We start from the raw sequence: 25,259 nt of genomic DNA on the forward strand, positions 1-25,259 counted from the left end.
CGCGGCCGATCCGTCACGAGTGGAACCTGAGCAGTCCCTCTTGCGCGAACGAGGCGACCAGTGTGCCGTCCTCGGTGAAGACATCCCCACGCCCGAAGCAACGGGCGTGTGCGGCCACCGGACTGTGGTGACGCAGCAGGAGCCAGTCGTCGGTACTGAACGGGTGATGGAACCACACGGTGTGCGAGGTCGTGGCCGCACTCCACGCGCTGCCGTTGCCGTGGTGGTTGTAGCCAGCGAACGGGCGCAGCGCGGTACCGATGAGATTCATATCCGAGGCGTAGGCGAGTAATGCCTCCGCGAGTGAGGAATCCACCGCGGGCGTGCGCATCCATAGGTCGTAGTCGGGTGCTTTCGCGGTGAGGGAGTTCAGATCGTCGGTCGTGCGGGCTTCCCAGGGCAGCAGGCCGTGGCTGATCCGGAATTCGGACGACAGCATCGGCGGAACAGAAATTGCTGCTTGATTCTCCGGCCCGTCTTCGATGACGTGCAGACTCACCGAGGCAGTGGCGAGCACTTGGCTGTCCTGTTGGGCGAGGATTGCGAGCGTGGCGAAGGACCGCCCGATCCGCACCCGACGCGCCACATAGCGGACCGGCCTGCGTCCCTTGCCTTCCCGTATGAATTGCACGTGCAACGATTTCACCGCTTTGTCGGGACATGCCGCCGCCGCGACGCGGATGAACTGCGCGAGCACCTGGCCACCGAAGAGGCGGTCGAGTTCGAGCTGCTGGCTGTCGGCCTCGAAAATCGCTGTGTCACCGTCGGCCTCCGGTGAGTGCACGGGCGGCGAACGCAGCTCGAGGCAGCGAAGCAGATCGGACCAGTCGGCGGGCACGCCAGCCCCTTTCAGAATGAACGAGTGCGTGCGCGCGCCGACGGTGGCTGTCGTTGCGCATGACGCGGTCGATGACGAGTTGCGCTCAGACGGGGATCGGGCATCACACGATCACCGGGGCGAGCTCGCGCACGCTGTGCGGACGCGAGAACGCGGCGCAGCTGGGGAAGATCTCGAATGTCGCGGCGAGGCCAGACCCGCCCCAGCCGACGCAGTTCCTGGCTCGTACCCACCTGGGCCAACGGGTGCCCCAGGTGGGTACGAGCGTGCCGTCGAGGCGGACAGTCCATCGGGTATCCACTTTCATCATTCGTTCGTGGCGGTGTCGGCCTACTGCCCGCGCGGGCAGTAGGCCGACACCTGATCTGTTGCGTGCGGGTCAGCTCATTCCGATCCGAATGTTCTTCACCTGAAGGAATTCGTTCAGGCCGTCGAGTCCACCGGTCCGGCCGAACCCGCTCTGCTTGTAGCCGCCGTAAGGCCCCTGGGGCGAGATATCGCTGATCTGGTTGATCCAGATCGATCCCGCTTCCAGTTGCCGCGAGACACGGTGCGCACGAGTGAGATTGGTGGTTTGGATAAACGCGTTCAGACCGTAGGGACTGTCATTGGCGATCCGGATCGCATCGGCTTCGTCGGTGAACTTGATGACAGACACCACCGGTCCGAAGGTTTCGACCTGGGCCAGCGCCGACCGGTTGTCGACGTCGGCGAATACTGTCGGTTCGATGTAGAAGCCCTCGGCCAGGTCTCCACCGATCCGTTTTCCGCCGGTGACCAGTTCGCCTGAGCGTGTGGTGACAGCTTCATCGATCACGCTCAGGATGCGGTCGGTGTCGTGCTGGCTCACCACCGGACCGAAGACGACGCTCGGGTCGAAGGGGTCTCCGACCTTCGCGGCCTCGACGGCACCGACGAACTTGTCCAGGAACGCGTCGTACACCGATTCCTGGACGAGGACCCGGCTCGCACTGGCACAACTCTGTCCGGACTGGACGATGGGGCCCTGGTAGGCCGACAACTGCGCCGCAGCATCGAGGTCGGCATCGGCGAACACGAGATTGGCGGATTTGCCCCCGAGTTCGGCGACCACCGGAGTGAGGTTCTGCGCGGCGGCGGTCAGGATCTTGCGCGCGGTCTCGCCCCCGCCGGTGAAGTGGATCTTGCTGATCCCGCGGTGTCGCACGAGCGCGTCGCCGCCCTCGGTGCGCGCGGGCACGATGTTCACCAAGCCCGCAGGCAGTCCGACTTCCGCGCACAACTCACCGAAGCGCAGCGCCGCGAACGGCGCCAGCGCCGACGGCTTGAAGACAACGGCGTTTCCCGCAGCCAACGCCGGTGCTACGCAGGCGGCCGCGACGACCATCGAACCGTTCCACGGGGCGATGACGCCGACGACGCCGTAGGGTTCGCGTTCGATCAGGTTGAGATCGAACGACCCGGCCACCGGACTGCTGAGGCCGTGTGGCTTGTCGACATATCCGGCGAAGTGCCGCAGGAAACGTTCGACAAGAATCGTGTTGATCGCCAGCGATACCGGGACACCGTAGTCCTGCACGTTGAGCTGGGAGAATTCGCCCATGTGGTCGCGCACGGCGTCGGCGAGATCGATCAGCAGGTCGCGGCGACGGTCGGCGGTGAACGACATCCATTCCCGCTGAGCGTGTTTGCCGGAGGCGACCGCCAGGTCGATCTCCTCGGGTCCGGCCAGGGCGATCGTCCCGTTCGAGCGGCCGGTGCCGGGGAAGATGTGCTCGTGGGTGCCACCGGAGGATCGATCGATCCGATCGCCGCCGATGAACAGCCCACCCGGCAGCGAAGGTGCGGGCTGGTGATTGTCAGTGGTGGAGACCATGTCTGCTCCTAGGAAGTCGTTGCGGCTTCGTCACGCCACTCCCGGAGAACCCGGGCCTTCTGCTCACCGATCACGTGACTGAGATAGGCCGCCTTGGGCAACCCGGAGTACGCGCCGAATTGCAGAGCCAGTTCGTCCATCTCCTCGAAGGAGATGTCGCGGCTCTTCATCGCCGCGTAGACATGAGACAGGATCGGCAGCGGCGCGTCCTGGAATCCCACGCACGCCACCGTGATCAACCGGCGCGCTCTCATATCCAGTCCGGGCCGAACCCACATCTCGCCGAAGACGAAATTGAGAATGCCCGCCCCCTGGTAGGGGTTGTCCCGGTCCGGCGCGTAGGGCATGCAGTTGATGTCTTTGAAGGTCGCCGTGCCCTGCACCAGGCGCTCTTCCGGGTCGCTCGGAGTGACCAGGGGCAGTAGCGGTTCCGGCGGGGGCAAGGGTAGGCCACGTTCGCGATGGATCCGGTCCCACTGGATGTCGACGACGATGTTGAACCGTGACGCCTTCGGCCATCCTGCGTAGACCGCGAAATGCAATACTGTTTCACGCATTTCGGCAATCGTGATGTCGCCGCTGTTCAGCGCGGCGTAGACGTGGTCGACCAGATCCTGTTCGGAGTCGGAGTCGGCCACGCACGACAGCGTGATGAACCGGCGATCGCGGCGGCTGAGCACCGAGCGGGTCCACACCTCGGCGAAGACGAAGTCGATCAGGCCGCTGGTCGCCGTCGGGCTCGAATCCGCCGGTGGCTCGAAGGTCATGACGTCGGCGAACTCACGTCGGCCTCGTTCCGAACGCTGCGCGGCATCTGCCGCCGCCGTGTCGATGGTTCCCATTTCATTCGCTTTCATCTGAGCGTGACACCGGCGTCGACCTTGAACTCCATGCCGGTCACATGTCGGGCCTCGTCGGAGATCAGGTAGAGCACGGCGTTGCTGATATCGATGGCCTCGGTCATCACGACCGGCAGCGCGTTGCCGAACAGCGGCGCCAAGTCCGGGCGCACCTGTGTGAGCAGACCGAACAGCGACTCCGGCGACATGCCGGTCGGCACCCCGGTCGGGTGCACGGTATTGACCCGAACACTCTGCGCGGCAAGCTCATTGGCCAACGCGCGACTCAACCCGACGACACCGTGTTTGGAGGCCGTGTACGGAGTATGCAGCGGTGTGCCTTTCAGGCCCGCCGCCGAACTGATGTTGACGATGCTGCCACCGTGATCGACCATATACGGAAGCGCGGCGGCACAGGTGTTCCAGGTGCCGATGAGATTGATGTCGACGACTGTGCGCCACTGTTGCGAGGTCGTCATATCCCAGGTCCCCGCCGTCAATACCCCGGCGTTGGACACGACGGCGTCCAGGCCGCCGAGTTGAGCGACCCCGGCGTCGACGGCACTCATCAGCGCCTCGGCGTCACGGATATCGACCTGCGCGGTGACCGCACGACGACCGTGCTTTTCCACCAGCTGTGCTGTTTCGGCGAGATCCTCCGGCGTGGACAGCGGATATTCCAGTTCCGGGAGCGACCGGCAGATATCGATCAGGATGACATCGGCACCCTCTTCGGCGAGCCGGACGGCGTGACTGCGGCCCATTCCGCGTGCGGCACCGGTGATCAGGACCCTTTTGCCCGCCGCCCGTCCGGGCGGTCGCGTGTTCTCGGTCATCGCGTCCTCAGAGCTTGTTGGTGAAGCCGGCGTCGACAGGCAGGGTCACACCGGTGATGTATTTGGCTTCGTCGGAAGCCAGGAATGCGATCGCCGAGCTGATGTCCTGTGGCTCGAGCATCGCGACGGGCATCGGGTTCATCAGATGCGGACCGCCGTCGGGGTTGTTCGCCGCCCATTCCATCATCTGCGGATTGACCGCCATCATCGTATTCACCGCCGTCGGATGGACGGTGTTGACACGAATGCTGTACTGCGCCAGCCCATTCGCCATACAGCGCATGATCCCGACGATGGCGTGCTTGGACGCGGCGTAGCCAAGACCGCCGCCGTCGAGACCGCCCATACCGACCAGGCCCGCAGTGGAACTGGTGAAGATGATCGAACCGCCACGCCCGCCCGCGATCAGATGGGGGACCGCGGCCCGTGCGGTGTGGAACGCGCCGGACATGTTCACGCCGATCACATCGGCCCACTGTGCGAGTTCGGTCTCGATGGGAACTTCCTCGAGCGACAGCGGCGCGATGCCCGCGTTCGCGCACACGATGTCGAGACGACCGAGCTGGGCCACTCCCGCGTTCAGCGCGTCGCGGACCTGGAGGAAATCGCGCACATCGGCGACCGTGCCGATCATCTTGCGTCCCTGCCCCTCGACGAGCGCGATCGTCTCGTCGAGCTCCTCGCGGCTAGCCATGGGGTAGCTGGTGGACGCGATATTGGCGCAGATGTCCACACCGATGATGTCGGCTCCCTCGCTGGCGAGGCGAACGGCGTGGCTTCTGCCCTGCCCTCGCGCCACGCCGGTGATGAAGGCGACTTTGCCATCTAACGAACCCATCGTTCCTCGCTTCAGTGCCGAGTAGATCCGCGTCGCCTCGGTTGATTCACGAGGAGAACGCGACAACATTGAACGCAAATCTGCGCTTGACCTGTGGTATCTTGGATACCAGCAGCGAGACTAGCAGGTCCGCCGCCCGGAGGGAAGGAATCGGTCGGATTGAGTGAACGCTACGACGCGGTCATGGAGTCGGCCGTCGGGGAAGGCGAACAGCGCATTCGAGAATCGGTCATCGACATACTCGAGACCGAGGGATACGACGCGGTGCAGGTGCGTGTCGTCGCGCGACGCGCTCGCGTGTCGCTGGCCAAGATCTACAAGCTCTACGGCACCCGCGACGAACTCATCCTCGCTGCATTGGACTGGTGGACGAAGGAGAACCGCTACGCGGGGCTACCTACATCGACACCGAGCCCGGACGATTCCCTCCATGCCGCCCTCATGCGGGTGCTGCGCCCGATCTTCGAACCCTGGGAGCATCACCCGGGCCTACTGGTCGCCTACTTTCGCGCACGATCCGCCACGGGCGGGGAAACTCTGGTCAGCCACGGACTCGACGCGGTCGTCCCCGCCGCGATGACGGCACTGGTCGACGTTGATGCCGAGTTCATCCAGGACCTGGACACGATCCTCACCAGCCTGGTCTACGGGCTTTTCGGACGCGTCGCACGCGGTGAGATCGAAGCACGGGCGATCGTGCCCGCCGTCGACCGCGCCGTTTACTGGTTGACCACCGGCTACGAAGCGACATCCGGACGCCACCGATAGCGGGAGGTCGAGTTCCGAATCACCGCTCGGACCCGGCCGACTTCCTCTCCGCTGCAACCCGGCTCCAACCGTGTCACGAGGAACACCGAAAGCGAACTATGAACCCCCACCTCGAGGACGCGCTCAGTCGATCGGACCAGGACTTCTCTCTCGATCACTGGATTGCCGACGCCGATCATCGTCCCGCGAACTATCACTTGGCTGTTCTCGCCTCGTCTTCGACGAAAGTGGTCGAACAGGTGGGTGGTTGGCTGTTCGACGTGCGGGCGGCAGGCTGGGAGGTGACCGCATGCGTGACCGAGGACGACAACCGCCGCGCACTGGATATTCTCGGTGTCGCCGTCATCGCCCACCGGCCGTTGGCTGAAACGCTGGACGCCATCAAGCCATACGCGGTCGCCACTTCGATCGACGACTTCCGCGAGGATTCCGCCATTCGGGCCAGCACACAGCGGCTCTTGAAACGTCGCCACACACACGCAGCACTGTGGGGGCCCGCGGAACTACCCGGCGGATTCGCGGATCGTCTTCACCGGACGACCCATCGCCTGAGCCTCGCTGGACGCGCGTTCAAGAGATGTGCCCTCGTGGCCACCGGCGACATGGACGCGACCGTAGATGCGACCGAGGGGTTCTGGACCACGAAATCCACGACGCGTGCCCGCCCTGACCCGCAACCCCTGGTCCTCGATATCAGATGAGTTACCCGGCAAGTTCGGCATCGACCGGACGCGATCCACCATCCGAACCTCACTCGCCAACTCCTGCAAATTTTGATCAGTCGATCAATGTTAGAGTGGCTTATGAGTTCTGTCGGATGCCATACCGCCTCAAGTGCCGCGCAGCCCAGCGTCGTCGCCGACGATCGGGGTGGCGTATGACCGACCAGAGCGTACCGAAGGGGGGCAAAGCCGACACGCGCCAGCGTCTCATGGAAGCGACCGCCGAGATCATGCGTACCGAGGGGTACGCCGCCGTCACCACACGACGGGTCGCCACGGAGGTGGGGGTGCGCTCCGCGCTGTTGTACTACTACTTCCCGACGATGGAAGACCTGCTCGTCGCGGTGATGCGAAACGGCGCGGAACTTTCGCTCGCCCGCATGCGTCAAGCGATCACCGATGACGATCCCCTGCAAGCGTTATGGCTGATCAATACCGATACCCGATATACCGCGCTCAATACCGAGTTCATGGCCTTGGCCAACCATCGCAAAGTGATCGCCGAGGAATTGAAGTCCTACGCCGAGCGGGTCCGCGACATCGAGACGACGGCGGTCACCCTCGTGATGCGCTCTCACGGGCTGGATCTGCAACGATTCCCGCCGGTCGTGATGTCCATACTCCTGACCGGAGCCGCGCGAATCATCTGCAACGAGGGCGCGGTGGGAATGCGGCAAGGGCACGAAGAGTTACGCGCCTTCATGGAGGGCATGATCGCGCAGTTCCGCCTGTCGGCCCCGAATTCGAATTCGGCCGACGCACCGGCGATATGACCGTTGACACGATCAAATCAATATGTGAAGGTTTGATCGATCGATCAGTTTCGCGTTGATCGGGAGTGTGAGTGTCTGTGCGTGCCATCGAATCGAACGAGGTAATTCATGAGTGGGCGGGTTGACGGCAAGGTCGCTTTGATCACGGGGGCCGCGCGGGGTCAAGGACGCAGTCACGCGGTACGACTGGCGAAAGAGGGAGCAGACATCATCGCAATCGACATCTGCGGACCGGTCGACGAAACCGATAGTGCCTCAATATCTTCCACGCTCGCGGACCTCGCCGCCACTGCCGAGCTCGTGAAGCAGCAGGGACGGCGTGTCGTGACCGCCCAGGTCGATATCCGCGACGGCGACGCGCTCGAGCGTGCGGTGGACGACGCCGTACAAGAGCTGGGTCGACTCGACGTCGTCGTGGCCAATGCCGGTATAGGAAACGGCGGGCGAACCGCTGTCGAGCCCGGTCGCCGGAACGGGAACCCACCCAGGATCGACCTCAACCGATCAGGGGTATGGAAGACGGTGAAAGCCGCCGTACCCCAACTACTCACGGCCGGAGGAGGCAGCATCGTGCTCACCGGCCCGTTGGACGGACTCGAGGAGAGCGCGGACACGGGCCTGTACAGCGCCTCGAAGCCCGGCGTGGTCAGGATGATGCGGAGTTTCGCGCTCGAGTTGGCGCCACACTCCATCCGCTGCAATTCGATCCACCCGGCCGAGCCGGGCGCTCCGATCTTCGCGGACGACCAGGTCGAGTCGATATCCAGTCCGAATCTCGGCGACCCCGACTCTGCCGATCTGGAAATGATCGCCCAGTCGGTGAACAGGATGCTCGTCGGCTGGAACTGCGCACCAGACATCAGCGACGCTGTCGTATTCCTGGCGTCGAACGAATCCGCCTACGTCACAGGCATTCCCCTGAATGTCGATGTCAGCGGTCTGCTCATCTGACATCGTCCATCGACGCGATGTCGATCGCGCCGAGTCGGCGTGCAGGCCCATAATTCACAGAAGGAATCCGATCCGACATGGCCCGAATCGAGCCCCTCCCCTTGGCCGAGTGGCCGAAAACGATGCGTGCCGCTTTGGCGGCCATGGTGCCGCCGGAGCCTCGCTATCCGCAGCCGGTCCAGGAGAATCGCCCTGCGGCCCGAAACATACTCGGCACCTTCGCATATCATCCCGCACTGGCCCAGGCGTTCTTCACCTTCAACGGCCACATACTCAGGGCGACCACCCTCACCGAGCGGCAACGCGAGATGATCGTGCTACGCGTCGCGGCAGTGCGTTCATCCAATTACGAATGGGCACAGCATATTTGCATGGCGCACGACGCAGGTCTCACCGACGAGGAGATCGCGCGCATCGCCTTCGGTCCCGAAGCGCCGTTCTGGACTGATCCGGACGCGGCGCTGTTGCAGGCCGTCGACGACCTCATCAACGACGGTGTTGTCGGCGAGAACGCCTGGAGCAGGCTGCGCGCCGACTTCGACACCCAGCAGCTCCTCGATCTCCTCTTCACCGTCACTGCCTACGACGGGCTCGCCAGAATGTCACGATCTTTCGAACTCGATCTGGATGACGACCTCCGCCCAGCGCCGAGCGATTAGCCTTCGGCGTCCACCGCAATCTAACGAACGATACGACCATCTATCCCGCCTACACGGCCTCCTGCGCGGCGGCGGTGACGCTTTTCCTCTCGGCGTGATCAGTTCGGATGGGCCTGGTACACCGCGACACCGATATTTCCGCCGAAGCCGATGCCGACCTGCACGGTGTTCTCTGTCGGCGCGATCGGACCCGTCGCGAGCTGCGGATGATGCGGGGCATCGGAATGCGGCCGGGGGACCGGGATCACACCTTCTTCGTGCCCGCGCGACAGCAGTACTGTGTCGAGCAGGTTGGCCGCACCCATACAGTGTCCGAGCATGGGTTTGGTGCCGAACGCGGTGACCTGGGGCCCGGCCCCAGGTGGGCCACGACGGCCTCATCGGCCCGATTGCATTCGGGCGTTCCCGTCGCGTGCGCGATATAGGTGGCTACCTCGGCGGCGGTCAGGTCCGCGTGTGCCAAGGCTTGGTCGACAGAGCTCGTGATCATCCGATGGGTGGGATCGATGCTGAGCGCGTGATAGGCCTCGCTGGTCATGGTGGTGCCGGCCACTGTGAGGTAGCTGTTGTCCAGCGATGGTGACAGGACCAGTGCCGCCGCCGCTTCGCCGATGACGAATCCTCGGCTACCTTCCTGGAGTGGGCGGCAGATTTCCCGTGGGTGCGTGTCGTATCTGAGCGGGCCGAGTTCGTGGAACGAGATCAACGGTTCGGCGTTGTAGCCGCAGTCCACGCCGATCACGATGGCATCGGTCGCATCGCCCAGCGTGATCAACCGCTGGGCGGTGGCTATCGCGTGTATTCCCGAGGTGCAGGCCGCGCTGACGACCAGGGCGGGACCGTGGTAGCCATGGCGGTTCATGACTTCGTAGGCCGGTGTCGTCCAGGTCATCTGGACATAGGCCTTCTTGTGGATTTCCACCCGGTCGAACTCGGCGATGAGGTAGCCGAGCAGTTCCTGATCCGCCTGAGTGGTGGCGGTGACGACGGCGACGCGTTCGCCGGGGCGCCAGCCCCGCTCGGTGGCGTCGCGTATGGCCTGCTCGGTGGCGCTCGCGTAGGCGCGCGTGTATCGACCCATGTAGTTGTCGGGCTCGCTGTCGGGAATTCGCGCCATCCAGCAGGGATCAGGAAATCTGCCGCCGAGTTCGGCGTGTACCGCGGCGGCGACCTCTTCGGAGACGAAACCTTTCCAGAGCGCGTCGACTCCCCAGCCGTAGCCCGAGACCGCCCCGATACCCCGGATGCCAATTCGGTTCAGACGCATACGATTACCACTCCTCGATCACATCTTCTCGCGGCGGATCGTATATCGGCTCACGGAGCCGCGCCTGGTCACAATTCCGGGGTCCATGTACGGTGCGACAGCTGTCCGGACTAGCGAATAGGCTGGTGCTCGCGGAGGCTGCACGCTCTGTCGGACACCGCAATTGGGTCGACCGGCCCGACGTCGGGCACGCCGGCAGGAAGGCCATGCGAGCGACGAAGCCTATTGTCCTGCAATCGATAACGGCTGTTGCAGATGAGCAGAGACACGCCGGAGAGTTCGGTCGGTTGCGAACTCGGGGGCCGAGAGGTGAGCGCACGCCACCCCATCCCGATGGCGATGACGCGGGGTGATGATCGACATGCTCGGTGCCACGCCTTCATCGCCGGGCCGACCAATGTTCATTGCGGTGTCGCTGATCTGCCGTCCAATGTGGACGACATCGCGCTCAATGCTTGGACGCGCGCGCCGAGGCGCGGCTGTCACCAAGGCCATCACACGAGGTGGCGTTACTCCTGTCGCACGACGGATGGCGCACTCACCGCTACCCCGTAGAAGTGCTCGCCGAACACAGGAGAAGTTGGTGGCGAACCAGTCGGACATCGACGGCCCGGATCAGCCTGCCGGTGGCCAGCAGGCGCAGGGTAGTCATCGCTGCCGCGCTGGCCAGGCCGTGACCGGAGGGGACCAATGCCACACCGCTGCGGCCGAATCCGGTGAACACCTCATCGACCGTGCCGGACAGGAAGAATTCGAGCGGTGTTCGGGTAGGCCCCTGCGAGGTTGACCCGCCGAATCCGGGTGTTCAGGCTCACTGGTGGTCCTCGGGGGTCAACTCCATCCGATACCCGTAACTGTCCACCGCCACCAACACCACATCCGACGACCGCGCGTCCATGTCGAATCGCACGAATCCGCCGTGCGACAACCGGACTACCACATCGCGGTGACCGTTGATTAGGGCAGGCTCGATCGAATCCACCACACCGGGACGAGGCACGACCGTGTCACGCCGGAACTGGTGAACGGCCACCGTGGCGCCGGTGACAGCCGTGCGGGGTGCTCGAAGTATCCGCTAGTCATTGGGGATGCTCGCCAGTTTGCAAGGCAAGCCCGGCTCCCAGTACTGCCCATGCGGGTAAAGCCATCCGCCCGACGACGTCTTCGTCGCCCGCAATCCGCTGTCAACGATTGCCGACCCGACAGGAAGCGCATCCAACTGGTCCGGGTCTTCGATGGTCGTCATTTCTGCAGCCTCTCAGGCTCGGGGACGCCATCGGCCACTGCCGACGTCAGGAGCGCAGGGACGTGTGGACGGCAACCCATGTGTCGACTTGTCATTGTGCTTCGACGCGAACTCTTCCGGCGCGTTCCGAACGGAAACACCGCTGACGTGAGCAACTTCGCACCTACGGTGAGCCATTCGAGGTGGCATGTCGGTCACGATTCACCGTTCAGCCCTGCGATAGCGTCGGAATGGACTTCGATTGCGTCCCGCAGCGCGGTCGTCAGCCTGCGCGTAGCGGCATCGGCCAAGTGATCGTTTTCGAAGCTCCACACGGCGGCATCGAACGCGAAGTCGAAACTGCCCTCTCGTGCTGCGGCTCGCGCGAGCGCCGCCAGTTGTGCCAGGTCAGTACGGCTCAGTTGTGTGTCAGGCATGGCAAACTCCTTGATCGGGAGAGATTCCGAGCTCTCGCTGAGTCGGAGAGCGAATCACCAGGTTCCGGGTCGGAACGCGGTGATGATAACTAGCTTCGACGTTGTGCCGACCGGGGTGGCCGGGTAGAGCAGTGCGGGACTGGCGATCGTCGCTCAACTCGCGATCACCGGGGCGGATCCGACCCGGGCTTCTCGTGGGCGAGCACCGCCGCGACGCTACAAGCCATCTCCCGGATCAGGTCATCGCCGGATTCGCGCCGCGCGGTGGCCTTGGTGACTCCCATGGTGTCCGCCACCGCGGTCACCCTAGCCTGGATCTGTTCGCCGACAGGGCCACGGGCACAGCTCAAATTGAGCCGCTGGGCCTCGGCCACGAACACGTCGATGCGGTCACCGAGCCAGGTCCTTCGGGGACTCATCGGGGCAGTGTGGCAGACCATGCGGACCACGGGAAGCGTCTCCCACTCACCTCGGTTCGTCTCGCCTCGAAGCAGAACCGACACCGTGACGCCCAAGAGTGCAGGTGACACGATCCACCGACGGCATCAACCAGGAGAAAGGACGACAGCATAGTTGCGCGTGCGTCGGCGCTAGGCTCGATGAAGGGACAGGCCTCGGCGAGCCCGTCCAGTGCGAACGGGAGGGTGATCGCGATGGCTGAGGTAATGGCGTGTCCGGCGTGGTGCAGCGAGCACGTCGACCCCGATCCGAGCGAACCCGGCGACGAGGGCGCGCATTTCGGCCAACAGTTGACGGTCGCGGTGACCAAACCCCCCGGCTTGTCCGATGACCAGAGCTTCGTGGTCCAGCTCGCCGCGCACGACTACCGCGGGCAGCGCGAGACCATGATCTATCTCGACAACCCCGGACGCGGGGTAGCGCAAATTACCGAGTGGCAGGCCAAAGCGATCGTGGTGAACCTGTTGCACGCCACCGAACTGTGCGACTCGACCAATCCCGCAGGTATTGGATGCCCACAGTGGTGTATCGAAGACCACGACGACACCCCCGAGGACGAACCCGACACCGACGGCAACGCCTTCCACGCCAGCGCCCCCATGACCGTGGAAGTCTGGGGCCCGACCTCGACCGACACCGACGTCTCGGTCCGAGTCGTCGCCCTCGACAACGACCGCACCCGCCGGATCTATCCGGAATTGATGCTGTCGGGATCCCACACGCCCCTCGGGATAGCCGAAGCCTGCAAGATCGCAGGCAACCTCCTCGAGGCTGTCGACCTCACCGCCAGCGAATAGGTCGAACAGCCCAGGCGTCGGGTCGAGCGAGACCTCGAACAACCCCCGTCGGGCCATGCCTCGATCCGGCAGCGAAGACCGACCCGTTCGTCTGCGGGGCGCTGCGACAGGACTACAGATCGGCACGCCACTCGCTGGCAAACCCGGTGCCCGTTAAGGACTCTGGCTTCCTGCATCGGCTTCGCGTGCGGGGGTCCGGGAGCGTCGGCTCAGGGGGCGTGCGGCCTTCTCCTGATCGCGGTCACCGATGCGTTTCACGCCGCGGACCATATCGGGGTGTGACTTGGATCGGCGTCGCGTGAGGTAGGTTCGACCTGGACGGCGCCGACCCGGGGGACAGACGATGACCGGCCAATCCGTGACCACGCTGGAGGACTTCCAGCTGTCGATGCTGCACGCGATGTGTGCGGGCGCGCCCGTGCGCGCCACGGACCTGCTCGACCGGATAGGAGCGACCCGCGCCGATGCCGCGGCAGCCGAGAGGCGCTGGTGGTACGCAGACAGCACCAACGACTTCACCTCGATCGCCGAATACGAATCCGCGTGGGGCATACCGGTGGCGGAGCGGATCGAACGCCGAGAACATGCCGAGATCCGATGGGCAGCGTGGGATCTGACGTTCTGGCCGGACTTCCGGGTGGAGTGGATGGAGGTCTCCCTGCATCGGAGACTGTTCAGGCAGATCGTGCGTCACCCCGACAGTCCACCGCCGCGGTGGGGTTCGGTCGCCGATCTGACTCCCTGGTCGTGCACCGTGAACGAATTCCACGACAGCCCCTTCGCGCCGGCCGATCACGTCGATGGATTCGGCAGCGTCGATGACGTGGCGTTCTTCCGAGCGATCGACCCAGAGTCCGGAGAAAAACGTGTACATCGGGTCCGTTTCGACTTCGGACTGCTGCAGTCGGTCGAACCGGCTCCCGATTACGTGTGGAAGCTCTGAGTCTTATCGACGCCTACGGCACCCAGTCGGGTCTCAAGAATCGTTCGATTCTCGAGCACTTCGGGCGCGAGAACCGAAGGCCGGGGTGCAGCTGCGCGGGCGGGTGTCGAGAAACACGTCGAAGAGTTGGCGTCCCAGCAGCAGGTCTGCGGTCGTCCTGCTGGGCCGGCTGCGGGCGCTGACTGATCACATCGCATGAAATCCGTTCTCGCCGTGGCCTGTCATCGAGTGTGCGACCATCCGATGTGTGGCTAAGGGCAAGGGCGGCAGAAAGAAGGCGCGGGCCTCGGTCGAGACCAAGCGCCAGCGTGTTGCCCGGGCGGAATTGATCCGAGTCGAGGAGTTCCTCCGAACTGCGAAGTCGGTTGAGGCATCCCGGCCATTGACACCGCGCGAGCGCGATTTGGTCGTCGAGGCGCGGCAGTTGCGTCGGCAGCTGTACATGCGTTTGGGCCCGAGGACTCCTCCTGCCGGAAAGCGTCCGGAGCGTGTCGGTCGACCGGTGCTGACCGGGGGATTGCGCTCGGTCGTCTCGGGTGGGCTCCCCGGCATGGGCCGCCGCGGGTAAGAGGGCCCTGTCCGGTGTCGCCGGAACTGTCGATACCGGGCCAAGCGGATAGGGCGGCCGCGTGAAGGTCGCCGATCGCCCCGGACCCCTGCTCGACAGCATTCTGGAGCGGATTCGGGTCGGCCAGGGGAGTCTCGTTCAGGGCCTTTTCGCGCGAGCGAGAATCGTCTGTCGGCATGTTCGTCGAGCTCGATCGTCCACCTCGACCTGGCCGCGAACACCGACCTGGATCAATGCCAGCTGCACGCGCTCCGGATCGGAGCCGAACCAGCACCCACACAACCCGACCCTCGCTGGGGAGTACTACTCGATCCAGCAGGCTACCCGCGTTCTGCATCACTACCTGCACCCCACCGCCATGAACACCAGCCACATCAGCACCCGGCCCCGCAAGCCTCCGTTCCACCTTGACGGAACCCATAGGGACACCCCCGGCGTGCCGAATTCGTCGTTCGGCCCGGGGTCGAGCAGGACAGCGATGAGATCAGGGTTTAGGCCGATTTCTAGCCGGGTAGACAGTAGTGACAACCCGGCGAGTCGAAAACTTGTGTGGGACTGTGTTTTTCGCCTCGTATAGCCCAACGGGGAGAGAAGGAGGGCTTGATGGAAGACAGTCGGCAACGCCGAGCGCAACCACGCTGGCGAGTCGCAGTGCCTCACTCGATAACGGTTGTGGTGGTGGCTTTTGCGGTTGTTTGGGGCGGCGGTGTCGTAACGGCGCAGCCGAGCGAAGTGCCTCCCTCGACTACCGTGGACCCGCGGACATCGACGACAGTTCCTGCGCCGCAGGCTTCCTCTGTCCCGCCTTCTGCCCCGTCGTCGTCGGTGCCTGCGCCTACCTCGACCCCTGTGCCCGCGCCTCCCTCGACGAGTGCGCCCGCCGTGACGACTTCGCCGGGTACCGAGTGTGGCCCTGGTCCGAAAAACAAATCCGAGGAGTGGACACCGACCGAGAATCCGAAGGCCACGGTCGAACCGGGCAGGATGCGTTCGGACTGCCAGGAAATTCCCGACGGTTTCACGAAGGCCGATGCGGACAAGGCCGAGACCATGGAAGCGTCGCTGGCGAGCCGCCCACAGTCGCGGGTGGCAGCGGGATGTCAGGTGTATTGGCCCGCACCGTATGAGGTGTGTGGGGCGATCCGTGACAAATACAATGCACTTGGTGGCCCGAACAGCTTCCTGCTATTTCCGACCAGCAACGAGTTGAGCAACCCCGACGGTGTCGGTAAGCGGACGACGTTCCAGAACGGGCCGATCTACTGGTCGCCCGCTGGTGGCGCTCACCCGGTGGTGAATCACTTCTTCGCGGCGTGGCAGCGGCAGGGTTGGGAAGGAGGGGTGCTGGGGTACCCCACTACCGATGAGATACCGTCCGCCAATGGTGGACGACGCCAGGAATTCCAAGGTGCCGCGATCTATTGGCATCTCAACGAGGCGTACGCGATCGGCGGCGCGATCCGCGACAAGTGGAACACCGTGGGCGCCGAGGGCGGGCCGTTGGGATATCCGAATACCGACGAGCTGTCGGTAACGAAGAACAACGGCCGCTACAACAACTTCGAGAACGGCACGATCACGTGGTCAGGCCAGACCGGATCGCGGCTGCTCTACGGCGCGATCCGGGACCGGTGGGCCTCGTTCGGTCGTGAGGACGGGGAGATGGGGCTACCTCTGGGCGATGAGCTGGTCGCGGCCGACGGTACCGGCCACTACGCAAACTTCGAGGACGGCTCGGCCATCTACTGGTACCCGGTGATCGGCGCATGGCGAGTCACTCCCGGCATACTCAGGATTTTCGCTCAATTCGGTGCTGAAAGCGGAAAGTTCGGCTATCCGACCTCGGCTGCCGGGCCAGCTGGAGCAGACAACGGGATCGGGCAGGGTTTCGAGAACGGCTCGATCATCTATATCGACAGGGGGGCCACATATGACTACTACACCGCATCCTACTGATCGTTCCCAGTCACGTAAGCGGATCCCACAGCTTATGCCAGCAGCCATTGCCGCTGTCGTGCTGGTGATGATGGCGACGATACCGGCGCTGACCAACAATGCTCCCGCCGCTGCCGCCGATGTCTCGACCTGCACCGGAACGCCACAAGCTCCAATCTACCCGAACTATGACAGTTCCGAAGAGCTGGGAACTTACGACAACACTGTGGCCGGCGAAGTGATCATCCGACGTGGGTTCTACTGCGTGCCGAGCTCATCACAGAACGAAGCGGCCGACGGGTTCGGGTTCGGACTCGACAAAGTCCAGAACCGACACCACATCGGACGCCCGCAGGACGGGTACAACCGCGCTACCGCAATCAAGGCAGTCAAGTTCGTCCTCTCGGCACCACCATCGAATGTCACCTCCAAAACAGACGACTGGGGATTCGGATGGAATTTCCTCGTCTACGCCAACGGCGGAACGGAATGCCCAAAGGGCAATCCGGATCCGCAAGCATGTGCGAACAAGGTAAGCGTGCCGGTCAAGGCCGCCTCCACCGAAGGCGGCGACGATTATGAACCGACCGGCGGCATGCCAGCGGGAGAGCCTCTGGGCCTACAGACTGTCTACTGCGACTACGGTCAGCAAAGTCTGCTCCGGTGCGATCTCTGGGTGACCGCGGCGCTGGCCAAGGCCGCCGAGGGCCAAGGCATCAACTGATCAACGCCTGACTGGACCGGTACATCAGACAGGCGGCAGCAGTGTGTCGTCCCACCGGCTCGACGATGATTCACAGACCTAGGAGGATCGGGTGATGAGCGTTCCGTCCGACCACCGGCTCGACGAACTGCGAACCGAGGTAGACCGGCAGTTGTCAACCATGGGCAACGGCTTCACAGGTATCGCGCTCGTTGACCTGGCACATGACAGTATCTCGCAGGTCGCGAGAACTCTCCGCGGACGGTCCTGTACTGATCCCCGTGTCGGGATCACCGCCGACCTCAGTACCCGGCGGGTCGACAATGATGGCACCTTCTCGGCCATGGGACCTGTATACCTGGCGAGCCTGCTCGTTGCGGTGGATCCGGCATCGTCGGACGCGCAGAACGCCGCGTCACCGGGGCTCATTCCGTATGTGGAAGCGACAGCGTGGCGCAACATTCTTCTTCCGAAACCGTCATGGTGTTACCTGCGTGAAGCCCCCGACGGCACCCCGGCCGAGGGCGCCCGTCAATGGTTTTTCGTATTCTTTATCGCCTCGAACGGTGAACTACTCGCCGCACCCACCGATTTCGACTGGGTAGCGCACAGAGTTCGCTATCGGGGTTTGTTGGTGTCCTTGATCGACAGGGACGGCAACCGAGTCGAGACAATCTACAAGAACGAACGTTTCCCGAAGTTCTATCAGGCCTACACCGAAGGGCGCGGGCGGTACTGGGATATCGAAATAGGCACACCCCCACCGGGCGCGAAAATAGCTGATTGTTTCGAATCGCTCGCCAAAGCAGTTGCTCGAGTCGGAGCGATCGCGGACAGCATCCGTCCGGAGGCTCTGACATGGAAACACGGCACCACCGTCGAACTAGTTCTACGCAACGACCCCGACAAGCATCGCTACAAAATATCGCTGACTGTGCCCACCGCCGACGAACTCGACAGCGGAAGCCGCATCCTTCGCGCAACCACAGATGGTCTCGATACGGTACTGACAAGCCCGCACCAATACGCCAACGGAGTGATAGCCCGCCTGCGAGAGGCAGGAACCAGCGGCATCGCCGCGATCGCCGACTAGGTCCGTCTGGGACTATCTCGCTAAGACCGTGTCTCACGTCGTCGTAGTTCGTTCAGTGTCTGCGGTAACTGGTTGTGTTGCATGATGTCTGGTCGTGGTCGATGTTCTGTCGCAGCGTCTGGTACCGGATGGGTTGTGGGTGCTGGTCGAGCCGTTGTTGCCGAGGTTCGAGGCCCGTGCCCAGGGTGGCGGGACCGCGCCGGTCGATGAGCGTGCGGTGTTCACCGCGGTGGTGTTCGTGTTGACCAGCGGCTGCGCGTGGCGGATGTTGCCGCCTTCGTTCGGGGTGACCGTCCCGACGGCGCATCGCCGGTTCACCGCGTGGACCGAAGCCGGTCTGTGGCGGCGACTACACCGTGCGGTACTCGACGAGCTGGGTAGCGAGGGCTTGATCGACTGGTCGCGGGCGGTGGTGGACGCGGCATCGATACGAACCAAAAAGGGGGCGCCATGACCGGGCCGAGCCCGGTCGACCGCGGCAAATCCGGCTCGAAACTGCACGTGCTCGCCCGGGCGAACCGATCCAAGTCCAGACCTGATCAAACCGATCGGTTTGGTCTGGAACGCTTCGGGCCGGGATCGAGGCGACTAGAGTTGAATGCCCTCGACCTGGAGGTATTCGATGTCAAGGACGACTATCTCGTTTGCTTGTGCCGTCGGAATGGCGACCTCGGTCGCGTTTCTCACCCCGCCGTCAGCCCTGGCCTATGCGACGACCGCGACCGTGGTGAAAGTCGTTGACGGTGACACCGTCGGTGTCGAGTACTCCGACGGTCGTGACGACACCGTCCGCATCCTCGGTATCGATACCCCAGAGACCAAACACCCCGACAAACCTGTCGAATGTTGGGGGCCCGAAGCCACAGCGTTCGCCACCACCGAACTCGCGGGCAGGGTGGTCACGCTCAGTACCGATCCCACCCAGGACGAACGAGACCGATACCGACGCCAGCTGGCTGTCGTGGACCGCGACGGCTGGAACTACAGCATCGAAGCCGCCCGCGCGGGAGTCGCCCGCGCCTACATCTACGACGACAAACCGGTCACCATCTACCCGCAGATCCACGCCGCCCAACAACAGGCACAAGCCGCGGGCCGCGGACTGTGGGGACCACCGTGTAACGGTGCCCGATAACCCGAATAGAGGCGGGGGACCCAGTCGGTGCCGGTCACCTCTTGCGGTTGGCGAAGGGTAACGTGGCGTGCATCGCGCAGAATTCGTCGAGCATTTCCTGTTTCACAGCGACGGGGTCGTCGACCAGGCGCCAGCCCACGAGCAGTTGGGCTCTGTCGGCCAGTTGCCAGATCATTCGGCCACCCTCGTGTGGGGCTGCCTGTCCGGTCCCGTATCGGCGTAGTTCATCGAGCCGTGTGCGCAATCCCCGCTGCCCGGTGCCGCCGGCCGTGGCGCTGCCGATGTAGAGCACCGGTTCATCGGGTACCCACGACCGCTGGAGTTCCGTGATCGGCAGTGTCGGGTCCTTGTCCTTCCAACGCCCTGCCGAACTGACCGGCAGGAAGACCGGCGGACACGACACCGGGCGCACCACGACATAGACCCCGGCCGCGGCAGGGGCGGTGTCCACATCGACAATCGGCACGAAGGCCTCGAACCCGTCCAGGTTGAATGGCATCAGCCCATCATGACCGACCATCCTCAGGATGGTCGGTCATGATGGGCTGATGCCATGGCGGCGGCGGGAGTGCCGGTGTCCTCGTGAGGGCCGAACATCGGTTGGCTCGATGCACTGGTTACGGCGGTTGAGTTCGGTCGGTGTTCGGGTCGTGTCTCGCGTCGAATTCCGCCCGCATCGCCGCGATTTGCTCGGTGAGTTCGGTGACTTGGGCGCGGGTCGCGGATTGGCTGGCTTCGTCTTCTTCTGCGACGCGTTGGATGATCCACGACGCCAATGTGGCTGTGACTACGCCGAGTAGGGCGATGCCTCCGAGCATCAATCCGAGGGCGACCAATCGTCCGGTGTTGGTGACCGGTGTGTAGTCCCCGTAGCCGACTGTGGTGACGGTGGTGATCGACCACCACAGTGCGTCGGGGAAGGTGGTGATGTTGGCTCCGGGGGCGTGGCGTTCGGTGTCGAGCATGGCCAGTGAGGCGACGAAGATCAGCAGCAGTGTCGATCCTGCGGTGTAGGCGATGACCCGACCACGAAGCGCGCCGCCGACCGATCGTTGTAGGACACCGACCATGGTGAGGAGTCGAAGTACGCGTAAGGGTCGCAGCATCGGGAGGGCGACGATCGCGAATTCGTAGAGGTGTCGGATAAACCACCGCCAGCGCGGCTTGCCCAGATACCAGCGAACCGCGTAGTCGAGGGCGAAGGCCAGCCACGTGCTCCACAGCACGGCATCGCCGATCCGTGCCGCTGTACCAGCGGGTTGGGCGAGGACTATCCAGGTGTAGACGCCCAGGAAGACGACCGCCGCCGCGGTGAGCGGCCAGTCGGTCAGCTGCTTCCAGCGATCTTCGCTCACGCAGGGGAAATCTATCCGACCAGTACCGATATCGAAGTCACCCGTCGGTGGACTCGCCGCGCCTCGATGACCACGGTGGGAGGTGACTCGGTCGCAGCCGTTCGCGCACGCGATCACCACCGACGATCACCCGCATGGACCGCTCCTTCTTCAGCACTCTGATCGGCCCTGGCAGCGATGCGGTGGCGCTGTGGGCGCCCGCGCCACCGGACGTCGCGAACCCGGGACGGATCGGTAGTCCTACCGTGAGGTCGGCGCAACAGGTTGGTGGGCTGCTCGTCTGTCCGAACAGTGCCGGGTGAATTCCGCCGAACCATCGAGTAGCTATCGAGTTGCTGACTCTTATACTGGAATATGGTCCAGTTCCGGAAATCGAAAAAGTTCGGCCCGGTGCGGTTTACCGTGTCGAAGAAGGGTCTCGGCGCGAGTGTCGGTGCGGGGCCGCTGCGGGTCGGTGTCGGCCCTGACGGCAAAGTGCGACGCACGATATCGGTGCCCGGCACAGGCATCTACGACACCGAAATCATCGGCCGAGCCAACAAACCCGCAAATCCCACAGATCGTCCGCCGCCCGACGTGCCGCCGCCGCCACCACCGGTCGGGCCTCGACAGCTCGAGCCATTGGTGCTCGAGCATCCGATCACGGCCAAGGGCCACACCGGCACCGTCACCTTCGACGGATGGTGGATCGACATACAACGCACCGGTATCACCGCCAGGCTCGCGGCCAAGGTCAACTCGTTCGATTCCGCACGGATCCCGCTCGATCGCCTCGTGCGCGTGGAGTGGAAGCAGCCCTCGATGCTGGTCAACGGCCACCTGCGATTCGTCGTCGCCGACGAAGGGCCCTCCGCCCACGGCTCGGTGGCGGCCGCGGCCGACCCCAACACCGTCCTGGTGACCAAACAGCAGGTCGAACGTTTCGAACGCCTACGTGCCGCCCTGTCGGAAGCGCTCGGCAGCGACTGCACCCCGCGTTCCGCGGATACGGCAAACCCGGCAGGCACCGACATCGACGACACCGGCTTACCTTCGGGGGACTGTGCGGACTCGGCACCCCCGACCGCACCGCCGGGCTGGTATCCCGACCCCACTGTTCCCGGCACTCTGCGCTGGTGGGACGGGACGATCTGGACCCCACACACTGCCCCGCAACGCTGACATCGCTGCGCGCGACTGCTCGCCGCAGAGGAGACTCGGCGCCTCGACTACCTCATCGACCCGAACTCTCGAGGTCAGCAAGTGAGTTCAGAGCAGTACCAGCAGCAGTATCCCCGTGATCGGGATCATTGAGAGGTATCCGAGGATCAATCCGGCGATCGCGAGCCCGTCTCCGCGTTGTCCGGTTGTGCGTATCTCGCGCAGTGCCGCGTGTCCGAACAGGATCGCCAGGGGTGGCAGCAGGATCCCGAGAACGACAGCGGTGACCGCGAGGGAGTTGGTTCCGAGGTGGCTGGTCGATGATGGTGCGCCGCTGATCTTGTCGGCGGTCACCGGTTGTCCTTGGGCTGTGTATCCGACGACCGGGAAAACCGGTTCTCCGGTGTCGGTGAACCCGATCGGTGTGGGTCCGGGATCGAGGCGTTCGCGGACCGAGGATCCGTCGTGGCGTTGCAGGAGCGTGTCGAGGGTCGGCCGCTCGCCGGGAGATTTTGTCGGCGGTGTATCGGTCGATGGACGGCTTGCGAATACAACCACTAGTAATATCGCACCGAGTGCTGAGAGAACAGGAAAGCCGCCGGGCTTCACCGGTACTGCGATACCTGCCACCACCATCACGAGCCCTATCGCCAGGGCGGGGCCGCGAACGTCCCTCATATTCCACTCCGCCCTTTGTTGCACGGGCTAATTCTGTTCAAGGGAACCACTTTCCGTGCCGGGCGATGCTACCCCGACAGCGTTTCATAACGTCTCGTTCCGAAGCTGCGAGATTGTCGGCTCCCTGGCGAGCTGGCCGGTTGCCAGGATATCCGGGCAAACCGTTCGGACCGAAATCGTAGGCCAGGCTGGAAGCGCCGACAGCGACACGGCGAAGTCCGAAACCTAACCGATCCTGTGAGCGTGATTGTTGCGAGTTCGACTGGAGACGATCGAAGCTTCGAATGCCAGATCCGGCCCCGAGGGCAATCAACCGAAGAGGAGCTTTCGATGGAGTGGGGCTGGTCCAGGCGCAGCGACAGCGGATGAGCACCAGCCCCTTTGGCTGCGCGCGTACCGCATCGGCTGTGGTTCCCGTTCCAGGTCTCACACTGTGGAAATACCCACGTAGTACAGGCGCGGATCACGAGCCGAGGTCAGTCGATCGGTGCCACGAGCGCGTCGAGCATGACACGATCCTGGCTCGCCGGAACCGCGGCACAGCCAACCTCGACGTGTGTTACCGGCCCTCCGCATTGGCGTGTCAGAAAGTCGGTATAGGCCGCGAGTCCCCGTGTCCGGTCCGATCGCCAATCGTTGGATGTTCCCCGCGTGATTGCTCGGTGTCGGTGGGTGAATCCGGCGGCCGTCGCCAGCGTCAGAACGAACACCCCGTGACCGTTCGTTGCCCGGAGCTTTTCCCAGTCCTTGCCGAACCAGTCGATCGACGCCTGTTCTCGATTGTTGAGAAAGAAGTGAGTGAACGCCGACTTGAACTCCACGACGGTCTCGTACACACGCAGGTCGATTCGGCTTCCGAGCATTGCCTTGACCGGTATCTCACGCTCGACAGCCGCGTGTGGAACCCCTGCCTGCACAAGCTGCAGGATCGTCTCCCACACCCACTGTGACTCGCCCTGCGCGAACGAACTCGCCAGCGCCAACCGATCCAGACCAGCAGTGTCATGTCCGATCGCCTCGAGCGCGCTGACGACCAATCCGACCGAGCGACCCGAGGTTTCCCCGAGATAGTCCGCGATACCCACCTGCGACATCTTCCTGGTCGCACCGCCATCGTGCAGACCAGGCCGCAATCGTGCGGTCCGCCGCGCTGGCTACTGGTCGACTTGCAGCAGCAGCCGATCACGCCGGCCCCTGCCTCTTGCTGTGGCCATTTGAAACGGGTGGTCTGCAGACCGGTCCATCAGGCGCCGATGACTGCCGTCGAGGTGGAGCCGGCGTCGGCGGCCCTGCTCCTACCACGACGGGCACATCCCGTACGGAGGTGCACCACGGACTCGCAGTGTTCGACCTCGAACCGTCCACAGCGCGTCCGCGGAATCGACTGCTGAACGCTCCCGGGCCCGGCGCCAGCAGGCTCGACATCGCGGCGGGTTTCGGGCATCGAAATCGTCCGATTATCCGATCAGTTGCTCGTGACTGTTTCCCGCCAGCTAACGTGAGGGTCGCGCGGCATGAGCGTACGCCGCCTTCTAGATGAGGAACGATGACCGACCCATATCAGCCACAGTCCGGCAGTGCCCCCGAGTGGCCCACAACAGCTACCCCGTCCGACGGAATCCCGCAGCCCGGAAATCTCGCGCCCGCAGCAGGGTCCCCGCAGCCGACCGGGCAGATGCCGACAGCCGGATACATGCCGACCGCGCCCCTGCGTGAGGTGTCGATCGATCATCGCCGCCAGACGTTGGCGATGGCAGTCGCGCACGAGGTCGCCCGTGGAGCCCGCGTGGAATCGCAAACCGAAACCATGGCGATCATCGTGACCGGGTCGAAACCCAACCACGTCCTCCACCTGATCCTCACCCTCGCCACCTGCGGCTTCTGGGGCATCGGATGGTTGATCGTGGCCGCCGCGCAACGAGAACACCGCGCGAGCATCACCGTCGATCCATACGGGCAACTACTCAGGCAGCAACTCAGCTGACCGACAGTCGCAAAGACCGCCCAGAAACCCGCAGTCCCGCGCACTGCGGGTTTCTGGCCGCAGCAACATCACCGACCTCAGGACCGATGCGGACTTACAGACTTTAAGCTGCGCCGGATGCCCTACGCCGTCGAGCGACCGGCGTTGTTGGCAGTACTGGCTGGCGAGGACGAGTCTCGACCGGCCGAACAGTACGTGACCGCCCACGCGTGGGCGGTGTTCGCAGACTCGGAACGATCGGCAGCGATCCGCCGATGTCGTTGTCTGAGTTCCGGATCGAGACCACTGCCGACGTCTTCGCGTAGTCGACCCGGTTGCCCGCAGCAGTGGGGGAGCACGCCGGTCTCTCCCGCAGCGCGCCTCCGGACTGGTCGAGTCCGAGAACGACAGCGTGGATGTCGTCGTGGCGACAACTCTCGTACACGGTCCAGCACGACGCGAACCGGCGCGTTGATCCAGGC

Annotated in this window: 30 protein-coding genes and 1 pseudogene; 15 read left to right on the forward strand and 16 right to left on the reverse strand. The window is 64.0% G+C overall.

The features are described 5' to 3' along the window. Positions 1-13: 13 nt before the first annotated feature. The 6 genes from DAT37_RS10805 to DAT37_RS10830 form a co-directional block, all read right to left on the reverse strand. Positions 14-838, reverse strand: coding sequence for an acyl-CoA thioesterase (locus tag DAT37_RS10805; protein WP_109524627.1), 825 nt, complete (start codon positions 836-838; stop codon positions 14-16). Between the two features lie 103 nt (positions 839-941). Next, a complete protein-coding gene (locus DAT37_RS10810) occupies positions 942-1,145 on the reverse strand; it encodes a hypothetical protein (protein WP_157978401.1) in 204 nt (67 codons plus the stop codon). Between the two features lie 72 nt (positions 1,146-1,217). Next, positions 1,218-2,693 (reverse strand): aldehyde dehydrogenase family protein, encoded by a 1,476-nt coding sequence (locus tag DAT37_RS10815; protein ID WP_109524629.1) that lies wholly within the window; start codon positions 2,691-2,693, stop codon positions 1,218-1,220. A gap of 8 nt (positions 2,694-2,701) precedes the next feature. Beyond that, positions 2,702-3,535, reverse strand: coding sequence for a carboxymuconolactone decarboxylase family protein (locus DAT37_RS10820; protein ID WP_109524630.1), 834 nt, complete (start codon positions 3,533-3,535; stop codon positions 2,702-2,704). 11 nt (positions 3,536-3,546) lie between these two features. Then, a complete protein-coding gene (locus DAT37_RS10825; protein ID WP_109524631.1) occupies positions 3,547-4,368 on the reverse strand; it encodes a mycofactocin-coupled SDR family oxidoreductase in 822 nt (273 codons plus the stop codon). Between the two features lie 7 nt (positions 4,369-4,375). After that, positions 4,376-5,206, reverse strand: a complete 831-nt coding sequence (locus tag DAT37_RS10830; protein ID WP_109524632.1) for a mycofactocin-coupled SDR family oxidoreductase — start codon at positions 5,204-5,206, stop codon at positions 4,376-4,378. 159 nt (positions 5,207-5,365) lie between these two features. Between DAT37_RS10830 and DAT37_RS10835 the strand changes: the two genes are divergently transcribed. The 5 genes from DAT37_RS10835 (at position 5,366) to DAT37_RS10855 (ending at position 9,079) form a co-directional block, all read left to right on the forward strand. Beyond that, positions 5,366-5,974: a TetR family transcriptional regulator gene (locus DAT37_RS10835; RefSeq protein ID WP_332873280.1), complete on the forward strand. Its 609-nt coding sequence runs from the start codon at positions 5,366-5,368 to the stop codon at positions 5,972-5,974. 98 nt (positions 5,975-6,072) lie between these two features. After that, positions 6,073-6,675: a hypothetical protein gene (locus DAT37_RS10840; RefSeq protein ID WP_109524633.1), complete on the forward strand. Its 603-nt coding sequence runs from the start codon at positions 6,073-6,075 to the stop codon at positions 6,673-6,675. Positions 6,676-6,851: 176 nt separating this feature from the next. Next, positions 6,852-7,469: a TetR/AcrR family transcriptional regulator gene (locus tag DAT37_RS10845; RefSeq protein WP_109524634.1), complete on the forward strand. Its 618-nt coding sequence runs from the start codon at positions 6,852-6,854 to the stop codon at positions 7,467-7,469. Between the two features lie 108 nt (positions 7,470-7,577). Beyond that, positions 7,578-8,420, forward strand: coding sequence for an SDR family NAD(P)-dependent oxidoreductase (locus DAT37_RS10850; protein WP_109524635.1), 843 nt, complete (start codon positions 7,578-7,580; stop codon positions 8,418-8,420). 77 nt (positions 8,421-8,497) lie between these two features. Next, positions 8,498-9,079: a carboxymuconolactone decarboxylase family protein gene (locus tag DAT37_RS10855; RefSeq protein WP_109524636.1), complete on the forward strand. Its 582-nt coding sequence runs from the start codon at positions 8,498-8,500 to the stop codon at positions 9,077-9,079. A gap of 98 nt (positions 9,080-9,177) precedes the next feature. Here the strand turns inward: DAT37_RS10855 and DAT37_RS44010 are convergent, their stop codons facing one another. The 6 genes from DAT37_RS44010 to DAT37_RS10880 all read right to left on the reverse strand — a co-directional run bounded on the left by DAT37_RS44010 (position 9,178) and on the right by DAT37_RS10880 (position 12,427). Continuing rightward, positions 9,178-9,327 (reverse strand): hypothetical protein, encoded by a 150-nt coding sequence (locus DAT37_RS44010; protein WP_198654184.1) that lies wholly within the window; start codon positions 9,325-9,327, stop codon positions 9,178-9,180. Next, entirely contained in the window at positions 9,324-10,346 is a 1,023-nt protein-coding gene (locus DAT37_RS10860) for a beta-ketoacyl synthase N-terminal-like domain-containing protein (protein ID WP_109524637.1), read from the reverse strand. Before DAT37_RS10860 ends, DAT37_RS44010 begins: the two co-directional genes overlap by 4 nt. 544 nt (positions 10,347-10,890) lie before the next feature. Beyond that, positions 10,891-11,070, reverse strand: a complete 180-nt coding sequence (locus tag DAT37_RS10865) for a hypothetical protein (RefSeq protein ID WP_109524638.1) — start codon at positions 11,068-11,070, stop codon at positions 10,891-10,893. Positions 11,071-11,421: 351 nt separating this feature from the next. Beyond that, the gene (locus tag DAT37_RS44015; protein ID WP_157978403.1) at positions 11,422-11,592 is read right to left on the reverse strand and encodes a hypothetical protein; all 171 of its coding nucleotides are present in this window, start codon (positions 11,590-11,592) and stop codon (positions 11,422-11,424) included. 194 nt (positions 11,593-11,786) lie between these two features. After that, positions 11,787-12,008 carry a hypothetical protein gene (locus DAT37_RS10875; RefSeq protein ID WP_109524640.1) on the reverse strand — a complete coding sequence of 74 codons (222 nt, stop codon included), beginning with the start codon at positions 12,006-12,008 and terminating at the stop codon, positions 11,787-11,789. A 164-nt stretch (positions 12,009-12,172) separates the two neighbouring features. Further along, on the reverse strand, positions 12,173-12,427 hold the full coding sequence (locus tag DAT37_RS10880; RefSeq protein WP_157978404.1) for a hypothetical protein: 255 nt from the start codon (positions 12,425-12,427) through the stop codon (positions 12,173-12,175). Between the two features lie 234 nt (positions 12,428-12,661). On the opposite strand from DAT37_RS10880, the gene DAT37_RS10885 reads away from it, so the two are divergent. From DAT37_RS10885 to DAT37_RS10920, 8 genes and pseudogenes are all read left to right on the forward strand, one after another. Next, the gene (locus DAT37_RS10885; RefSeq protein ID WP_157978405.1) at positions 12,662-13,264 is read left to right on the forward strand and encodes a DUF6907 domain-containing protein; all 603 of its coding nucleotides are present in this window, start codon (positions 12,662-12,664) and stop codon (positions 13,262-13,264) included. Between the two features lie 343 nt (positions 13,265-13,607). Continuing rightward, positions 13,608-14,207, forward strand: coding sequence for a hypothetical protein (locus DAT37_RS10890; protein WP_109524643.1), 600 nt, complete (start codon positions 13,608-13,610; stop codon positions 14,205-14,207). 775 nt (positions 14,208-14,982) lie between these two features. Continuing rightward, positions 14,983-15,186, forward strand: coding sequence for a hypothetical protein (locus DAT37_RS45360; protein ID WP_232839692.1), 204 nt, complete (start codon positions 14,983-14,985; stop codon positions 15,184-15,186). 471 nt (positions 15,187-15,657) lie between these two features. Next, on the forward strand, positions 15,658-16,731 hold the full coding sequence (locus tag DAT37_RS10900) for an LGFP repeat-containing protein (protein WP_109524645.1): 1,074 nt from the start codon (positions 15,658-15,660) through the stop codon (positions 16,729-16,731). Between the two features lie 34 nt (positions 16,732-16,765). Next, positions 16,766-17,434, forward strand: coding sequence for a hypothetical protein (locus DAT37_RS10905; protein ID WP_109524646.1), 669 nt, complete (start codon positions 16,766-16,768; stop codon positions 17,432-17,434). Between the two features lie 94 nt (positions 17,435-17,528). Beyond that, positions 17,529-18,506 (forward strand): hypothetical protein, encoded by a 978-nt coding sequence (locus DAT37_RS10910; protein WP_109524647.1) that lies wholly within the window; start codon positions 17,529-17,531, stop codon positions 18,504-18,506. A gap of 94 nt (positions 18,507-18,600) precedes the next feature. Further along, positions 18,601-19,025 (forward strand): annotated as a pseudogene (locus tag DAT37_RS10915) (transposase); the annotation flags it as partial. Between the two features lie 103 nt (positions 19,026-19,128). Then, complete coding sequence (locus DAT37_RS10920) at positions 19,129-19,641, forward strand: thermonuclease family protein (RefSeq protein WP_232839667.1); 513 nt, start codon at positions 19,129-19,131, stop codon at positions 19,639-19,641. A gap of 34 nt (positions 19,642-19,675) precedes the next feature. On the opposite strand, the gene DAT37_RS45365 is transcribed toward DAT37_RS10920, so the two are convergent. Both DAT37_RS45365 and DAT37_RS10930 read right to left on the reverse strand, forming a co-directional pair. After that, positions 19,676-20,140: a hypothetical protein gene (locus tag DAT37_RS45365; RefSeq protein ID WP_109524787.1), complete on the reverse strand. Its 465-nt coding sequence runs from the start codon at positions 20,138-20,140 to the stop codon at positions 19,676-19,678. 118 nt (positions 20,141-20,258) lie between these two features. Further along, on the reverse strand, positions 20,259-20,996 hold the full coding sequence (locus DAT37_RS10930) for a potassium channel family protein (RefSeq protein ID WP_109524648.1): 738 nt from the start codon (positions 20,994-20,996) through the stop codon (positions 20,259-20,261). Between the two features lie 354 nt (positions 20,997-21,350). On the opposite strand from DAT37_RS10930, the gene DAT37_RS44020 reads away from it, so the two are divergent. Continuing rightward, the gene (locus DAT37_RS44020) at positions 21,351-22,157 is read left to right on the forward strand and encodes a DUF4236 domain-containing protein (RefSeq protein ID WP_157978406.1); all 807 of its coding nucleotides are present in this window, start codon (positions 21,351-21,353) and stop codon (positions 22,155-22,157) included. 87 nt (positions 22,158-22,244) lie between these two features. On the opposite strand, the gene DAT37_RS10945 is transcribed toward DAT37_RS44020, so the two are convergent. Together DAT37_RS10945 and DAT37_RS10950 are read right to left on the reverse strand one after the other, a co-directional pair. Further along, positions 22,245-22,814: a DUF4190 domain-containing protein gene (locus DAT37_RS10945; RefSeq protein WP_232839669.1), complete on the reverse strand. Its 570-nt coding sequence runs from the start codon at positions 22,812-22,814 to the stop codon at positions 22,245-22,247. A gap of 476 nt (positions 22,815-23,290) precedes the next feature. After that, positions 23,291-23,899 carry a hypothetical protein gene (locus DAT37_RS10950; RefSeq protein WP_157978407.1) on the reverse strand — a complete coding sequence of 203 codons (609 nt, stop codon included), beginning with the start codon at positions 23,897-23,899 and terminating at the stop codon, positions 23,291-23,293. 461 nt (positions 23,900-24,360) lie between these two features. Between DAT37_RS10950 and DAT37_RS10955 the strand changes: the two genes are divergently transcribed. Then, positions 24,361-24,798, forward strand: coding sequence for a hypothetical protein (locus DAT37_RS10955; protein ID WP_157978408.1), 438 nt, complete (start codon positions 24,361-24,363; stop codon positions 24,796-24,798). The last annotated feature ends 461 nt before the right edge of the window (positions 24,799-25,259 follow it).

The organism is Nocardia aurea (assembly GCF_003123685.1).
GTDB lineage: Bacteria > Actinomycetota > Actinomycetes > Mycobacteriales > Mycobacteriaceae > Nocardia > Nocardia aurea.

Coding starts and splice junctions, on each gene's coding strand:
- DAT37_RS10815 (WP_109524629.1), bottom strand. CDS start 2,693: ATGGTCTCCACCACTGACAATCACCAGCCCGCACCTTCGCTGCCGGGT.
- DAT37_RS10820 (WP_109524630.1), bottom strand. CDS start 3,535: ATGGGAACCATCGACACGGCGGCGGCAGATGCCGCGCAGCGTTCGGAA.
- DAT37_RS10860 (WP_109524637.1), bottom strand. CDS start 10,346: ATGCGTCTGAACCGAATTGGCATCCGGGGTATCGGGGCGGTCTCGGGC.
- DAT37_RS10880 (WP_157978404.1), bottom strand. CDS start 12,427: ATGAGTCCCCGAAGGACCTGGCTCGGTGACCGCATCGACGTGTTCGTG.
- DAT37_RS10850 (WP_109524635.1), top strand. CDS start 7,578: ATGAGTGGGCGGGTTGACGGCAAGGTCGCTTTGATCACGGGGGCCGCG.
- DAT37_RS10945 (WP_232839669.1), bottom strand. CDS start 22,814: ATGAGGGACGTTCGCGGCCCCGCCCTGGCGATAGGGCTCGTGATGGTG.
- DAT37_RS10885 (WP_157978405.1), top strand. CDS start 12,662: ATGGCTGAGGTAATGGCGTGTCCGGCGTGGTGCAGCGAGCACGTCGAC.
- DAT37_RS10920 (WP_232839667.1), top strand. CDS start 19,129: ATGTCAAGGACGACTATCTCGTTTGCTTGTGCCGTCGGAATGGCGACC.
- DAT37_RS44015 (WP_157978403.1), bottom strand. CDS start 11,592: ATGACGACCATCGAAGACCCGGACCAGTTGGATGCGCTTCCTGTCGGG.
- DAT37_RS10875 (WP_109524640.1), bottom strand. CDS start 12,008: ATGCCTGACACACAACTGAGCCGTACTGACCTGGCACAACTGGCGGCG.
- DAT37_RS10890 (WP_109524643.1), top strand. CDS start 13,608: ATGACCGGCCAATCCGTGACCACGCTGGAGGACTTCCAGCTGTCGATG.
- DAT37_RS10910 (WP_109524647.1), top strand. CDS start 17,529: ATGAGCGTTCCGTCCGACCACCGGCTCGACGAACTGCGAACCGAGGTA.
- DAT37_RS10810 (WP_157978401.1), bottom strand. CDS start 1,145: ATGAAAGTGGATACCCGATGGACTGTCCGCCTCGACGGCACGCTCGTA.
- DAT37_RS10855 (WP_109524636.1), top strand. CDS start 8,498: ATGGCCCGAATCGAGCCCCTCCCCTTGGCCGAGTGGCCGAAAACGATG.
- DAT37_RS10840 (WP_109524633.1), top strand. CDS start 6,073: ATGAACCCCCACCTCGAGGACGCGCTCAGTCGATCGGACCAGGACTTC.
- DAT37_RS10845 (WP_109524634.1), top strand. CDS start 6,852: ATGACCGACCAGAGCGTACCGAAGGGGGGCAAAGCCGACACGCGCCAG.
- DAT37_RS10955 (WP_157978408.1), top strand. CDS start 24,361: ATGACCGACCCATATCAGCCACAGTCCGGCAGTGCCCCCGAGTGGCCC.
- DAT37_RS45365 (WP_109524787.1), bottom strand. CDS start 20,140: ATGCCATTCAACCTGGACGGGTTCGAGGCCTTCGTGCCGATTGTCGAT.
- DAT37_RS10830 (WP_109524632.1), bottom strand. CDS start 5,206: ATGGGTTCGTTAGATGGCAAAGTCGCCTTCATCACCGGCGTGGCGCGA.
- DAT37_RS44020 (WP_157978406.1), top strand. CDS start 21,351: ATGGTCCAGTTCCGGAAATCGAAAAAGTTCGGCCCGGTGCGGTTTACC.
- DAT37_RS10905 (WP_109524646.1), top strand. CDS start 16,766: ATGCCAGCAGCCATTGCCGCTGTCGTGCTGGTGATGATGGCGACGATA.
- DAT37_RS10825 (WP_109524631.1), bottom strand. CDS start 4,368: ATGACCGAGAACACGCGACCGCCCGGACGGGCGGCGGGCAAAAGGGTC.